Origin of the sequence: Streptomyces sp. NPDC059247 (assembly GCF_042754005.1) — a bacterium.
Taxonomy (GTDB): domain Bacteria; phylum Actinomycetota; class Actinomycetes; order Streptomycetales; family Streptomycetaceae; genus Streptomyces.
This window is the reverse complement of sequence record NZ_JBHYZW010000011.1, coordinates 84,951-99,117: the sequence shown is the minus strand read 5'-3', so window position 1 is coordinate 99,117 and position 14,167 is coordinate 84,951. Positions and strand designations below refer to the sequence as shown.

The 14,167-nt window shown below is 72.4% G+C and carries 11 protein-coding genes; 3 read left to right on the top strand and 8 right to left on the bottom strand.

All coding sequences use genetic code 11. The features are described 5' to 3' along the window. Window positions 1-107: 107 nt before the first annotated feature. On the bottom strand, window positions 108-461 hold the full coding sequence (locus ACFXGN_RS20820) for a hypothetical protein (protein ID WP_384861140.1): 354 nt from the start codon (window positions 459-461) through the stop codon (window positions 108-110). 365 nt (window positions 462-826) lie between these two features. On the opposite strand from ACFXGN_RS20820, the gene ACFXGN_RS20815 reads away from it, so the two are divergent. Further along, the gene (locus ACFXGN_RS20815) at window positions 827-1,906 is read left to right on the top strand and encodes an NlpC/P60 family protein (RefSeq protein WP_384861137.1); all 1,080 of its coding nucleotides are present in this window, start codon (window positions 827-829) and stop codon (window positions 1,904-1,906) included. A gap of 166 nt (window positions 1,907-2,072) precedes the next feature. On the opposite strand, the gene ACFXGN_RS20810 is transcribed toward ACFXGN_RS20815, so the two are convergent. After that, window positions 2,073-2,801 (bottom strand): LuxR C-terminal-related transcriptional regulator, encoded by a 729-nt coding sequence (locus tag ACFXGN_RS20810; protein ID WP_384861134.1) that lies wholly within the window; start codon window positions 2,799-2,801, stop codon window positions 2,073-2,075. Next, window positions 2,798-4,060 (bottom strand): PspC domain-containing protein, encoded by a 1,263-nt coding sequence (locus tag ACFXGN_RS20805; RefSeq protein ID WP_384861131.1) that lies wholly within the window; start codon window positions 4,058-4,060, stop codon window positions 2,798-2,800. The genes ACFXGN_RS20810 and ACFXGN_RS20805 overlap by 4 nt, the downstream gene beginning before the upstream one ends. Before the next feature lie 156 nt (window positions 4,061-4,216). Between ACFXGN_RS20805 and ACFXGN_RS20800 the strand changes: the two genes are divergently transcribed. Further along, window positions 4,217-5,563: a PspC domain-containing protein gene (locus ACFXGN_RS20800; RefSeq protein ID WP_384861128.1), complete on the top strand. Its 1,347-nt coding sequence runs from the start codon at window positions 4,217-4,219 to the stop codon at window positions 5,561-5,563. Window positions 5,564-5,719: 156 nt separating this feature from the next. On the opposite strand, the gene ACFXGN_RS20795 is transcribed toward ACFXGN_RS20800, so the two are convergent. From ACFXGN_RS20795 to guaA, 4 genes are all read right to left on the bottom strand, one after another. Continuing rightward, window positions 5,720-6,241 carry a DoxX family protein gene (locus ACFXGN_RS20795; RefSeq protein WP_384861423.1) on the bottom strand — a complete coding sequence of 174 codons (522 nt, stop codon included), beginning with the start codon at window positions 6,239-6,241 and terminating at the stop codon, window positions 5,720-5,722. Window positions 6,242-6,833: 592 nt separating this feature from the next. Beyond that, window positions 6,834-8,066 (bottom strand): hypothetical protein, encoded by a 1,233-nt coding sequence (locus tag ACFXGN_RS20790; RefSeq protein ID WP_384861125.1) that lies wholly within the window; start codon window positions 8,064-8,066, stop codon window positions 6,834-6,836. A 207-nt stretch (window positions 8,067-8,273) separates the two neighbouring features. Further along, entirely contained in the window at window positions 8,274-9,062 is a 789-nt protein-coding gene (locus tag ACFXGN_RS20785; protein ID WP_384861122.1) for a class II aldolase/adducin family protein, read from the bottom strand. A gap of 116 nt (window positions 9,063-9,178) precedes the next feature. Beyond that, window positions 9,179-10,780 (bottom strand): glutamine-hydrolyzing GMP synthase, encoded by a 1,602-nt coding sequence (gene guaA / locus ACFXGN_RS20780; RefSeq protein WP_384861119.1) that lies wholly within the window; start codon window positions 10,778-10,780, stop codon window positions 9,179-9,181. A 347-nt stretch (window positions 10,781-11,127) separates the two neighbouring features. Between guaA and ACFXGN_RS20775 the strand changes: the two genes are divergently transcribed. After that, a complete protein-coding gene (locus ACFXGN_RS20775; protein WP_384861117.1) occupies window positions 11,128-11,418 on the top strand; it encodes a chorismate mutase in 291 nt (96 codons plus the stop codon). A 905-nt stretch (window positions 11,419-12,323) separates the two neighbouring features. On the opposite strand, the gene ACFXGN_RS20770 is transcribed toward ACFXGN_RS20775, so the two are convergent. Then, the gene (locus ACFXGN_RS20770) at window positions 12,324-14,165 is read right to left on the bottom strand and encodes a GMC oxidoreductase (RefSeq protein ID WP_384861114.1); all 1,842 of its coding nucleotides are present in this window, start codon (window positions 14,163-14,165) and stop codon (window positions 12,324-12,326) included. Window positions 14,166-14,167 lie beyond the last annotated feature (2 nt).

Genomic DNA, 14,167 nt, shown 5'->3' with positions numbered 1-14,167 from the left:
ACGAGTCTAGGACGCCGCACTGACATCCGGGGCCCGCCTCCGGAACCCGGCCCCGGACCGCTCGCGCGCGGGCGGCCGGGACCCGGGGCCCACGGGGGCTGCCGGGATCAGACCCAGAGGGTCGCGATGAGGATGTTCGCCGTGGTCAGCCCGCCGACGGTGGCGAAGAGGCCCTTGTCGACCTTCTCCTCGTCCCGCTTGACGTAGACCAGGCCGAGGATGACGACGAGGACCGCGAGCTTGATGCCGACCTTGAGGTTGTTCACGGTCTGGTCGTCCGCCTGGTTCAGGCCGACGAGGGCGACGCCCGTGATCAGCATGGTCAGCGCGCCGTGCAGCATCGCGGGGCTGAAGCGGGCCGTACCGGCCCCCATCGCCTTCATCTGGGTGAGGAAGCCGCCCAGCAGGGAGGCGATACCGATGATGTGCAGGGCGACGAAGACATTGATGAGTACGTCCATGGGCGGAGCCTAACCGGGGCCTTAGCACCGCCCTCCGGCCGGGTCCACCCACTCCGGCGCTTCGGTCGGGCAGCCACCGGAATGTCCCCGTACCGCCCTCACCGGCGAAAGCATTCAGCCCCCGATCCGACAACTGGTGCCAATAGTGATCAATCCTCCATGCCGGAACGGTCCCCGGATTAGCGTCCTCCAGCAGGTGGTCGGCTCCCCACCGCCGCCGGTTCGCCCGGCGGTTGCCGACCGCCCCGCCGAGGAAACCGGCGGCGGACCGTCTCCCCCTGTGGCGGCCCGCCGTCGGCCCGGTGGACCCGTACCCGCAGAGACCGGCGGGCCCGTATCCGCAGACAGAGGATGTGACCGCCCTCGTGGCAGCGCACCGAAAGCCCCGGCGTTCCTTCCTCGGCGGCCACGCCGCCCGCACCGCCGCCACCCTCGCTCTGGCCTCCGCCGCGACCACCACCCTCTTCGAGGGCTCCGGGCACGCGGAGCCCCGGCCCACCACCGCCCAGGTCAAGGAGAGGGTCGACCGGCTCTACGAGGACGCCGGAGCCGCGACCGAGCGGTACAACGGCGCGAAGGAACGGGCCGACGCCGCCCGCGCCGCCTTCGACCGGCTGCGCGACGAGGCCGCCCGCAGGACCCAGCGCCTCAACGACGCGCGCGACAGCCTCGGTGCCATGGCCGCCGCCCAGTACCGCACCGGCGGCCTCGACCCCGCCGTGCGGCTGGCCCTCACCTCCGACCCCGACCAGTACCTGGAGCGGGCCGCCCTCGCCGAGAAGGCGGGCGACCGGCAGACCGCCGCCATCAGCGCCGTGCGCCGCGAACTGGGCGCGATCCGGCAGCTCCGCGGCGAGTCCGCCCAGCACCTCACCGAGCTGCGCCGGAACGAGACGGAACTCCGGCGCCAGAAGGCCGCCGTCCTCGGCAGACTGGCCGAGGCCCGTACCCTCCTGGGCCGTCTGACCGCCGAGGAACGCGCCCGTTACGAAGCCGCCGAGGCGGGCTCCGGCAGCACCACGGCCGTCGCCCACACCGGAACCGGCCGCGCCGACCGCTCCTCGACCGGCGACCGCGACCCGGCCACCGCCCCCGACGCACGGACCGCCCAGGCCGTCTCCTTCGCCCGCGCCCAGCTCGGCAAGCCGTACGTCTGGGGCGCGACGGGCCCCTCGGCCTACGACTGCTCCGGCCTCACCCAGGCCGCCTGGCGCGCCGCCGGCGTCTCCCTGCCCCGCACCACGTACACCCAGATCAACGCCGGCCGCCGCGTCTCCCGCTCCGAACTCGCCCCCGGCGACCTGATCTTCTTCTACTCCGGCATCAGCCACGTCGGCCTCTACATCGGCGGGGGCCAGATGATCCACGCCCCTCGCCCCGGCGCCCCGGTCCGCGTGGCCCCCATCGACGAGATGCCCTTCGCCGGAGCGACCCGCGTGGCCTGACGATCGGGTCGGACCCGGCCCAGGCCCTGGTCCGACCCGATCGGGTCCGGCACAGCTCGGAGCGCGTCCGGCCCGGGTCCGCTCAGCCCTCAGGTCTGGCCTGGGCCGGGTCCGGTCGGACCAGGCCCACGCGGGCGGTCCGGAGCCAGGGTCGCTCTCCGGCGCGTCAGACCAGGCGGCGGGCGGTCGCCCAGCGGGTCAGCTCGTGCCGGTTGGAGAGCTGGAGCTTGCGCAGTACCGCCGAGACATGCGACTCGACCGTCTTCACCGAGATGAAGAGCTGCTTGCCGATCTCCTTGTACGCGTACCCGCGGGCGATCAGCCGCAGCACCTCCCGCTCCCGCTGGGTGAGCCGGTCGAGGTCCTCGTCCACCGGCGGCGCGTCCGTCGACGCGAAGGCGTCCAGGACGAAGCCCGCGAGCCGGGGCGAGAACACGGCGTCGCCCTCCTGCACCCGGAAGATCGAGTCGACCAGGTCCTTGCCGGTGATCGTCTTCGTGACATAGCCACGGGCACCGCCCCGGATCACCCCGATCACGTCCTCCGCCGCGTCCGACACCGAAAGGGCCAGGAAGCGGACCGGGTCCTCAGCCACCCCCATCAGGCTCGCGCAGCGCCGCAGCACCTCCACACCGCCACCACCGGGCAGGTGCACATCGAGCAGCACGACCTCGGGACGGGTCGCCGTGATCACGGTGACCGCCTGGTCGACGTCGGCGGCCTCGCCCACCACCTCGACACCGGTGATGTCGGTGCGGCCGATCTCCGCCTGTACTCCGGTACGGAACATGCGGTGGTCGTCGACGAGCACCACCCGCACCCGGCGGTCCGTGCCCTCCGCTCCCGCGTCGGCTCCGGCCTCTGCTCCGCCTTCTGCCCCGGTCTCGTCGCTCATCCGTCCGCCCTCTCCATCTCAAGCTCCACTTCGGTGCCCCCGCCCGGCACCGATCTCAACCGTGCCGAGCCGCCGTTGCGCTGCATCCGGCCGATGATCGATTCTCGTACGCCCATCCTGTCCTCGGGCACCGCGTCCAGATCGAACCCGGGTCCCCGGTCCCGTACCGAGACGAAGACCGTGCGGCCCTCCACCTCGGCGTACACCTGGACGGCCCCACCCTCGCCACCGTACTTGGCGGCGTTCACCATCGCCTCGCGCGCGGCCTGTACCTGCGCCACCAGTCCGTCGTCGAGCGGGCAGTCACCCACGACGACGACCTCCAGCGGCACCCCGTGCTTGTCCTCGACCTCGGCCGCGGCTCTCTTCACCGCCTCCGCGAGGGTCTCGGGCTCCTCCTCCTGGCCGGTGCCCTCCGGCTTGTAGAGCCAGTTCCGCAGCTCCCGCTCCTGGGCGCGGGCCAGGCGCCGCACCTCTCCCGGGTCCTCCGCGTTGCGCTGGATCAGGGTCAGGGTGTGCAGCACCGAGTCGTGGACGTGCGCCGCGACCTCGGCACGCTCCTGGGCCCGGATGCGCATGGTCCGCTCCTCCGACAGGTCCTGGGACATCCGGACCAGCCAGGGACCGGCGAGCAGGGCTATGCCGGTGAGGACCGCGACAGCGGCGGTGAGCGCCGTCCCGAGCTGGGCGACCGAACCCCGCACCACCACGAAGACCGCGAGGCCGGTGCCGACCAGGCCGACGCCGACGAGCCCCCGGGCGAGCTGGAAGGCACGGCTGCTGCGCCCGCCCTCCGTCCAGCTGGCCCGGCGGGCGTTGTCCGCCTGGCGCCAGACCACGGCGAGCCCGACACCGACGAGGATCACCGGCCAGACGTACCGCCCGGACTCGTTGTCGACCTTGATGTTCCCGATGAGGGCCGCGCCGCCTATCGCGAGCGCTATCAGGGCGAAGATCTGTCCCCGCTCCGGCTTGCGGAGTCTGCGGCGCCCGTCCGGGGTGGTCTCGAAGACGGGGCGGGGAGCGGCCCGTCCGCCCACGCCCAGCGGGACCACGATCCAGAAGGCCGCGTAGACCAGGAAGCCGAGGCCGTCCATGAAGGAGAGGAGCAGGAAGGCGATCCGCACCCAGACGACCGGGAGACCGAGGTGCCCGGCGAGACCGCGCGCCACACCGCCGAGCCACCGCCCGTCGGCGCTGCGGTACAGCTTGCGCACGGGAGGTTCGTCGGTGTCGGTGACACGAGCGGTTGCGGACATGCACCGATCGTCACACGTTCGGCGCGCTCCGGACATCAGGGTCCGCCCTGAGATCGTCCCCGGTAAGACCTCAGGGACAACACCCCTCCGAATATCAGGGTCGGGCCAGGGTCGTCCCCGGTGCCGCTGGACGTCACGGCCGGTCACCATGGAGTCATGACGAGTTCGACGCCTTCGCAGCACGAGGCCCCGCCACCGGCGGAGGCCGATTCCGCCCGCCCGCTGCGGCGCTCGCGCGGCGGCAAGGTCCTGGGCGGTGTCTGTGGCGGTCTCGGCCGGTACTTCGACCTCGACCCGGTGATCTTCCGCGTCGCGCTCGGCGTGCTGGCCGTGCCGGGGGGCATCGGCCTGATCTTCTACGGCTTCGCCTGGCTGCTGATACCGCTCACGGGCGAGGAGGAGAACGAGGGCCGCAGACTGCTGACGGGCCGGGTCTCCGGGACTTCGCTGACCGCGGTGCTGATGGCACTGGTGGGCTGCGGAATCTTCCTGTCGATGCTGCACAGCGGCTCGATGCTGGGTTCCGCGCTCCTGCTGGCGTTCGTGGTGTGCGCGGCGGCGGTGTGGTCCCGGCACCGGCAGAGCGGAGTGATCGAGCCCGAGGGCCGGGTGGAGTCGGCCGCGGCGGCCCTCGCGGTCTCGGAGGCTCCCCCCGAGACCAAGGCGCCGCCGCTGACCGATTTCCCGTCCTGGTGGAAGGAGCCCATCGTCAAGGACGGCTCGACGGGCAAGCTGGACATCGGGTACCTCTGGGGCCCGCACGGCGTCCTGGACGACGAGGGCCGGGTGGACGGCAAGGTGCCGAAGCCCGGTGGTCAGTGGGGACCCGACCGGTCGGGTCCCCGGCGTCCACGGCCTTCGCTGCGCAGAAGCCCGCGGTCCATCGGCGGGATCGTGTATCTGCTGGCCTTGATCGCCGCGGTCGTCGGGACGGCGGCCACCTGGGACACCGAGCCGCTCCGCACCAGCCTGCAGACCGGTCTGATCGCCGCCCTCACCGTGTTCGGCGTCGGTCTGGTCGTCAGCAGCTTCCTCGGCCGGACCGGGTTCGGCACGGTCTTCCACACCGTGGTCACGGCGTGTCTGCTGGCCCTGGCCACGGCACTGCCCTCGGACATCAGCACCGAGTGGGTCCGCGACACCTGGAGGCCGACATCGGTGACGGCCGTGCAGCCGCACTACGAGGTCGGGACCGGGGTGGGCACGCTGGATCTTTCGGGGCTCCCCGTCCCGGCGGGCACGACCGTCTCGACCTCGGTCGGGGTGGGCGCGGGGCAGGTCAAGGTGATCGTCCCGAAGGACACGGTGGTGAAGCTGCACGCCGAAGTGGCGCTCGGGGACCTGCGGCTGCCCGGCGAGCCCGCCGACGACATCGACATCGCGCCGGACCGCGAGGTGACCCGCACACTCGAACCGCCTGCCGGGACGACTCCGGCCGGCACCCTGGACCTCTCGCTGGAGGTCGGCATCGGACAGGTGGAGGTGACCCGTGCTGCTTCATGAGTTCCGCCCCGGGCGGCTGCTGGCGGGCCTGAGCGCCCTGGCCCTGGCCGCCGTGTACGCGGGGGACGCGACGGGGGCCTGGAAGCCCCCCTGGTACGTGGCGTTCCCGGTGCTCGGGCTCGGCCTCGGAGTCGCCGGCCTCGTGACCTGGGTGGCCTATCGAATACGACGGCGTACGGCGAGGAGCCGGTCCAGCGACAGCACGGACGCCCCGGCGAGCAGCAGCGGGAGCCAGGCCATCAGATAGGCGAGGTCGTTGCCGAGGTAGTAGGGCTGCACCTGCCAGCTCACGGTCAGCCAGAGGCTCAGCGAGATCAGCGCGCCCCCGAGAGCCGCCACTCGGGCGAAGAGGCCCACCAGGGTCCCGATCCCGACGGCGAGTTCTCCGAAGGCGATGGCGTAGCCGAATCCGGTGGGGTTCTTGAGAGCGAGGTCGACGAGGGCGGGAAGGGCCGAGGAGTCCCGGACACCTCGCATCATCTCGCCGATGGAGCCGGTACCGGAGTCCCCGAAGAACGCGGGATCGGTGAGCTTGTCGAATCCGGCGTAGAGAAAGGTGATCCCGAGGAAGAGCCGCAGCGGAAGGAGCGCGTAGCGGGAGGCGAGCGTCTTCCACCCGTCGAGCCCACCGGACTCATCGGATGCTCCCGGTTCACCGGGCCCTCCTGATGAGCCCAGACCACCGGACCCCCGGGACAGGCCCCGACGACCGGACCCCTGGGGCGCTCCTGGATCACCGTACCCATCGAACGCCCCGAGGCCGTCGGACCCTCCTGATGAGCCCGGCCCACCGGCCCCTCGGGACGAGCCTCGACCGTCGGACCCCCCGGGCGCTCCCGGAGCGTCGGCTGCGCCGAGTGCCCCCAGGCCGCCAGGGCCTGCGGAGGCACCCGGACCGCCCTCGCCGGGCCGTTCGTCGCCCGTCGCACCACCGTCAAGCGGGGAGCCCGCCGGACCGCCGTCGTCGAGCCGTCGTTCGCCCGGACCTCCGGTGTCAGGCCCCGGAGTGCCCCGGTCGGCTCCATCGGGCCCGGTGACGGCACCGGATGTCTGTCCCGGGGGGCCGTCGAGGCCCGGCGGGTTCGTGTGTCCGGCCGGGCTCTCGTCGGGCCCCCGGCCCGGCGGCGGCTCGTGGTCGCCCCGGTCCGCCGGGTCCGCCGGGTTCGTCTGTCCCGTCATCGTCGGTCACCTCTCCACACCCCGTACGAATGTTCGCGGATCGATTCTCCTCGCACGGTCGGGGTGGGGGCGCGGGGACGGGCCGGAGGGGTCAGTCGACGACGTCGATCACGACCCGGTTGGTCTCGACGCCCGCCGCCGTGACGACCGAGACCTCCACGCGGCCCGGTTCCACGTCGGCGGGGAGGGGGACGGTGAGGGAGGCGTCGGTGGGGTTGGCGAAACCGCCGGGGACGGGGACGAGCGGCACATGGGTGTGGACCGGGCCGATGCGGACCACCAGGCGGGTCAGCGGGTCGGGGGCTCCCGCGCCGGGCGGGACGAAGCCGCAGCCGCGGATCTCGATGTCGTCGCCCGTACGGATCGGGGCGTCCAGGTCACCGGCCTCCCGGGACCGGACCACTGAGTGGACCGTGGGGCGGACGCCCTCGGTGCACTTGGCGGCGAGGTGCCAGGCGGCCGAGACGCCGAGGAGCACGACGAGGGACCAGGGCACCTCGGGGAGCCGGGAGGGGTCGCGGGCCAGACCGACGGCGGTGAGGGCGAGGACGGAGACGGAGACGAGGAGGTACTGGACATCGGCGAGGGCGGCCCGGCCACCGTCGTCGCAGAGCAGGTCGGCGGCGCGGGGGCGGTCGGCGCGGACCTTCTGGAGGCGGCCGGAGGCGGTCCCGGCCGAGACGACGAGACGGGCGGTCACGGTGACGGCCGCCACCAGGGCGAGGACGGACAGGAGGCCCGCGCCACGGGCCAGGGCGAAGGGACTCGCACCGGGTGACAGGAAGGTGAGGAAGAGAAGGGTGTAGCCGAGGAGGAGGAGCCAGACGGCGGCGACGGCCTGGGGGGTGGAGAGCCGGTTGTCCTCACCGAGCAGGGGGGCGAGCAGACCGCCTCGGGAGCGGTGGGCGTGGGCGGCGGCGCTGAGGAGGAGGGCGAGGACCAGGGCGGTGCAGAGACCGGCCGTGCGGGCCCCGGTCCAGCCCGCCTGGATCGCGGTGAGTGCCTGGCCGAGGAGAAGCGCGAGGACGGCTCCCCAGACGGCACCGAGGCCGCCGCGGTGCACCCGGTCGAGCCAGGCGAGTCCGGCCTCGCGGCCGTGGGCGCCGACCGCGCGGGCGGACTGGGCCAGTTCGTCGGAGACCCATTGGCGGGCGGCGACCGGGGAGTGGGCGACCGCGGCGGGGACGCCGTGGCCGGTGGCGAGTTCGTCGCGGCGGGCGAGGAAGGCCGCGACGGCGCGCCGGTGTCCGGCCTGCCCGCAGTGGGCGCAGCCCGTGCAGGCCGTCGCGTGTCCGCCGTACTGTCTCGCCTCTTGAACCGCCACGGTGCTCACTCCCGAGCTCACTTCACGACACGTGCGGGTGCGCCCCGAGCGGTCAACCAGCTTTTGATTTAACGGAATTGTGTCGTACCGGCGGCTCTCGCGGATGCTTCTTCGCGCCCCGCCGGGGAGTGATTGCCGCGACATCTCATTGACGTACAGATCATTGGCATACAGATCATCGACGTACAAAAAGGTGAGGCGATCGTGTCACGAAAGGAGTTCGGGCTCTGTTCGGCTGATCTTGCGCCAGAGCGGCTGGTAGTTGATCCAGGCGACGAGGTCGTTGCCGAGCTGTTCGCGGGTGGCGACGGCCTCGCGGTGGTCGATGAGGACCGGTTTCCCGGCCGCGCGGGCGGTCAGCTGGATCTGGGCAGCGCGTTCGAGGGAGAGGAACCACCAGGCGGCGGCGTCGACGGAGGTCCCGACGGTGAGGAGTCCGTGGTTGCGGAGGACGATCGCCTTGAAGGCGCCGAGGGCGACGGCGACGCGGCGGCCCTCTTCCGCGTCGACGGTGACTCCGGTGTAGGCGTCGTAGAGGGCGTGGTCCTGGTAGAAGGCGCAGGCCTCCTGGGTGATCGGGTCGAGGAGTTCCCCGAGCGCGGCCAGGGCCCGTCCGTGGAGGGAGTGGGTGTGGGCGACGGCGACGACGTCGGGCCGGGCCCGGTGGACCTGGGCGTGGACGGTGAACGCGGCCTGGTTCACGTGCCGCCCGCCCCGGAGGACCTGTCCGTCGCCGTTGACGAGGACGAGGTCGCTCGCGGTCACCTCGTCGAAGGGCGCCCCGAAGGGGTTCACCCAGTAGCAGTCGGGGTGCTCGGGGTCGCGGGCGCTGATGTGGCCGGAGACGCCTTCCTCGTACCCGAGGCGGGCGAAGAGCCGCAGCGCGCCCGCGATCCGCTGTCTGCGGTGGATGCGTTCCTCCTCGGCCGTCGCGTGGACGGGCGGCATGGCGAAGTGGAGCCGTTCGAGGGGTACGGGGTCGGGTATCGCGCTCATGCGCGGGAAGGTAACGCCCGGTCCGCCAAGTCACCAGAGCCCGGACACGACGAAGCCGCCGACCCGCGCGGCGGGCGCGGGTCGGCGGCTTCGTCGGTCTCAGGGAGCGGGGACGGCTACTCCCACTCGATGGTGCCCGGCGGCTTGCTGGTGATGTCGAGGACGACCCGGTTGACGTCGGCGACCTCGTTGGTGATGCGGGTGGAGATCTTGGCCAGCACGTCGTACGGCAGGCGCGACCAGTCGGCCGTCATGGCGTCCTCGGAGGAGACCGGACGGAGGACGATGGGGTGTCCGTAGGTGCGTCCGTCACCCTGGACGCCCACGGAGCGGACATCGGCGAGCAGGACGACCGGGCACTGCCAGATCTCGCGGTCGAGACCGGCCGCGGTGAGCTCCTCGCGGGCGATGGCGTCGGCCTCGCGCAGCAGGTCCAGGCGCTCCTTGGTGACCTCGCCGACGATGCGGATGCCGAGGCCGGGGCCGGGGAAGGGCTGGCGCTGGACGATCTCCTCGGGCAGGCCGAGTTCCTGGCCGACCATGCGGACCTCGTCCTTGAAGAGCTGGCGCAGCGGCTCGACGAGCTCGAACTCCAGGTCCTCGGGGAGGCCGCCCACGTTGTGGTGGGACTTGATGTTGGCGGTGCCGGTGCCGCCGCCGGACTCGACGATGTCCGGGTAGAGCGTGCCCTGGACGAGGAAGGCGACGTCCTCGCCGGTGCCCGCCGACTCGGCGACGATCTCGGCCTGCGCCTGCTCGAAGACGCGGATGAACTCGCGGCCGATGATCTTCCGCTTGGTCTCGGGGTCGGAGACCCCGGCGAGGGCGGCGAGGAAGCGCTCCTGCGCGTCGACGACCTTGAGCTGGACGCCGGTGGCGGCGACGAAGTCCTTCTCGACCTGCTCGGTCTCGTTCTTCCGCATCAGGCCGTGGTCGACGTAGACGCAGGTGAGCTGGGAGCCGATGGCCTTCTGGACGAGCGCGGCGGCCACGGCGGAGTCGACGCCGCCGGAGAGACCGCAGATGGCGCGCTTGGTGCCGACCTGCGCGCGGATGGCCGCGACCTGCTCGTCGATCACGCTGCCCGTGGTCCAGCTGGGCTCGATGCCCGCGCCCCGGTACAGGAAGTGCTCCAGGATCTGCTGGCCGTGCGTGGAGTGCAGCACCTCGGGGTGGTACTGGACGCCGTAGAGCTTCTTCTCGTCGTTCTCGAAGGCGGCGACGGGCACGACGTCCGTGGACGCGGTGACGGTGAAGCCCTCGGGGGCGGCGGAGCAGGCGTCGCCGTGCGACATCCACACCGACTGCTCGGCCGGGGTGCCCTCGAAGAGGGTGGAACCGGCCTTGGAGACGTGCAGCGGGGTGCGGCCGTACTCGCGGGCGCCGGTGTTGTCGACGGTGCCGCCGAGGGTGGTCGCCATCAGCTGGAAGCCGTAGCACATGCCGAAGACGGGGACGCCCGCCTCGAAGAGGGCGCGGTCGAGGCGGGGGGCGTTCTCCGCGTACACGGAGGACGGGCCGCCGGAGAGGATGATCGCCTTCGGGTTCTTGGCCAGCATCTCGGCCACCGGCGTGGTGGACGGGACGATCTCGCTGTAGACCCGGGCCTCACGGACGCGGCGGGCGATGAGCTGGGCGTACTGGGCGCCGAAGTCGACAACGAGGACTACGTCCGGGTTGGTGACGTCGGGCGCGGCAGCGGGGGTCGCTGATGACACTACGGCGGCCTTCCGGCGATGGGAGGGGGTCCCCCGAAGGGGGGTGCTATCTGTCGATTCTACCGGCGCGCCGGTGACGCTTTTCGTCTCACCATCCGAACCCGGTGGGCTCCGGGGGCGCGGCAGGGGCCATACTGTGGACATGCGCGAGCTCACGACCTTCGTCTTTACCTATGGCATCCGGCCCACCGGCTGCCATGGTCGTGCTGCTTGAGCAACTGACAAGCGACTTCCCAGGCGCCCCGGGCCGACAGGCCCGGGGCGCTCTGTCGTTTCCGGGCCTGGTCGCTCCGGGGCGGCCCGGGTCCGGCACCGCCGGGCCCGCCCGACACCCCAGGAGCCCCACCATGACGCAGACCACCACGCCCGAGAAGACCGGCGCCCGTACGGACGAGGCGGCGGCGCTGATCGGCGACGCGCGCGAGCGGATCGACGCGCTGGACGACCGGATCATCGGTCTGATCCAGGAACGGACGGCGGTCTCGGCCGTCATCCAGGAGGCCCGGATCTCCTCGGGCGGCCGTCGGGTGAACCTGGCGCGCGAGATGGAGGTCCTCGGCCACTACCGGGACGCGCTGGGCAAGCCGGGCACGGCGCTGGCGATGACGATGCTGGAGCTGTGCCGGGGCCGCATCTGAGGGTGCGGCGCGCCGGGGGCGTCCCGGAGGCGCGGTCCGCGTGTGAGCGAGGGACCGCATCTGAGTTCGGGCCCGCTCTCACCCGTACGGCGCGTGACCGGCCCGGAGCCGACTTCGTTGGTCCGGGTGTCCGTGCCAGCCAGGGGCGGGCCCGCAGGAAACCACGCGTGGCTTCGCTGGGGCGTGTGGCGTACCTCTGGTACGCCGTGGGACCTCGCACCAGCGCTCGTGACCGGGCAGCAGGGGACAGCGGCCCGGTCGCCCAAAAGGGCGGTCGGCCCCGAGGACGCTCGGGGTCGGCCGCAACCGGCCCGGCCGGCGGCGGCCCCCACGACCGTCGGCACCACACCACAGTGCACTGCACCCCCACCGCACCACACCGCACAAGCGCTGTACGAATCTCCGGACCCGGGACGCCCGGACCCCCGAATCCGTCCCCTCCCTCCTCCCCTTCCCCCTTTCCTCCCTCCCTCCCCCACGGCGCTCCCCCCGGCGCCGTGCAGCTCGGCACCGGCGCCGCCCTGACACCGGTGCCGACGCCAAGGGCCCCGTGCCGCGACCGGAATCGCGCCACGGGGCCCTTGCTCGTACCCTCACGCCCCCTCACCCACAAGATGTGACGCGCGTCACATGAAGATGATGGGCAACCGCTACAACCAATCCCGGTGGCCACGGGTCATCTATGCGGCACCACCAAGAACTGGAAGGGCGCTGCACTCGGAGGGGGGTGCAGCGCCCTTTCTGTCTTCCGGGGCCCGTCCCGCCTCGCCCGGCCTCCCCGGGCCTTCCGCAAGACCCTCCCGGCCCTCCCTGCCCTCCTTGGTCCTCTCGCCTCTTCGGCCCCTCAGACGCTCTCGGCCCTCCCGTCCCTCCCGGACCCGAGGGGCCTCACGCCTTCTTCGTCCTCACGTCTTCTTCGTCCTCGCGCCCTTCTTCGGCGGTACGGCCGGGATGCCGAGGAACGGCAGGCGCAGGGCACCGAAGGCCCCGGGCGGGACCACGGGGGACCTGGGTTCGACCGCCGCGAGCCGGACGTACGCCTCGCCCTGGCGCGGGCGGACGTCCTCCTCCCCCTTGTTCGGCCAGAGGGACATCGCGCGTTCGGCCTGCGCGGTGATGGTCAGGGACGGATTGACGCCGAGGTTGGCGGAGACGGCCGCCCCGTCGACGACGGAGATCCCGGGATGTCCGTAGAGCCGGTGGTACGGGTCGATGACACCGGAGTCGGGGTCGGCGCCGATCGGGCAGCCGCCGAGGAAGTGGGCGGTGAGCGGGGTGCCCATCAACTCGCCGATGTTGGAGCCCGCGAAGCCGTTGATCTCCTCGGCCAGGAGGGTGGCGGCCCGGGTGGCCTCGGGGATCTGCACCGGGTTCGGCGCGCCGTGCCCCTGGCGGGCCGTGAGCAGGCCCTTCCCGAGGCCGCCGGGCTTGCGGTAGGTCGTCAGGGAGTTGTCGAGGGACTGCATGACCAGGCCGATGATGGTCCGCTCGGACCAGTGCCGGTTGGAGAGCGAGCGGGCGGCGAGGGTGGGGTGCCTGAGCATGTTGAGGAACCAGGCGCGGACCCGGTGGGCCCCGTAGGGGACCTGGAGGACGGTCAGGCCGCCCATCGAGTTGGAGCCCCGGCCGTACCGCACCGGCTCGATGTGGGTGTGGGCGTCGGGGTGGACCGAGGAGGTGATGGCGACGCCCCGGGTGAAGTCGGCCTTCCTGCCTCCGTGCCGCTCGCGGTAGCGCCGCTCGGTGGTCTGGGCGCCGACCAGGCCCTCGGAGTTGGTACGGGTCAGCTCACCGAGCCGCCGGGAGATCCGGGGCAGCAGTCCGGTGTCCCTCATCCGGTGCAGCAGGGTCTGGGTGCCGTACGTCCCCGCCGCGATCACCACCCGGCGGGCGGTGAAGGTCCGGCCCCTGCCCTTGCGCCGCCGGTCGGTGGGGAGGGTCCGCACGGCGAAGCCGCCCCGGGAGTCCTCGGTGACGGTGACGACCGTGGTCATGGGGTGGACGGTCACGCCCGCCTTCTCGGCGAGGTGGAGGTAGTTCTCGTTGAGGGTGTTCTTGGCCCCGTGGCGGCAGCCGGTCATGCATTCGCCGCACTCGACGCAGGCGCGCCGGGCGGGGCCCGCGCCGCCGAAGTACGGGTCGGGGACCTCGCCGCCGGGCTCCGCCCTCGCCGTGCCGTCGGCGTCGGAGCCGTCGCCGAAGAAGACGCCGACCGGGGCCATGTGGAAGGTGTCGCCGATGCCCATGGCCTGGGCGGCGGCCTTCAGGTGCACGTCGGACGGGGTCGTCGTCGGGTTGAGCCGGACGCCGAGCATCCGCTGGGCCTGGTCGTAGTAGGGCCGCAGCTCGTCCTGCCAGTCCGTGATGTCCCGCCACTGCGGGTCGTCGAAGAACGGTTTCGGCGGTACGTAGAGGGTGTTGGCGTAGTTGAGGGAGCCGCCGCCGACGCCCGCGCCCGCCAGCACCATGACGTTGCCGAGCAGATGGATGCGCTGGATGCCGTAGAGACCGAGGGCGGGGGCCCACAGGAAGTTCTTCACGTCCCAGGAGTTCTTCGGCAGGGTCGCGCGGGTGAAGCGGCGGCCCGCCTCCAGGACGCCGACCCGGTAGCCCTTCTCGGTGAGCCGCAGGGCGGTGACCGAACCGCCGAAGCCGGAGCCGACGACGAGGACGTCGTAGTCGTACCCGTCGTCGGCGTCGTCCGGGCGGCTCTCTTCCTGATTCCGGGCAGGGGGTACCGCGGTCATGG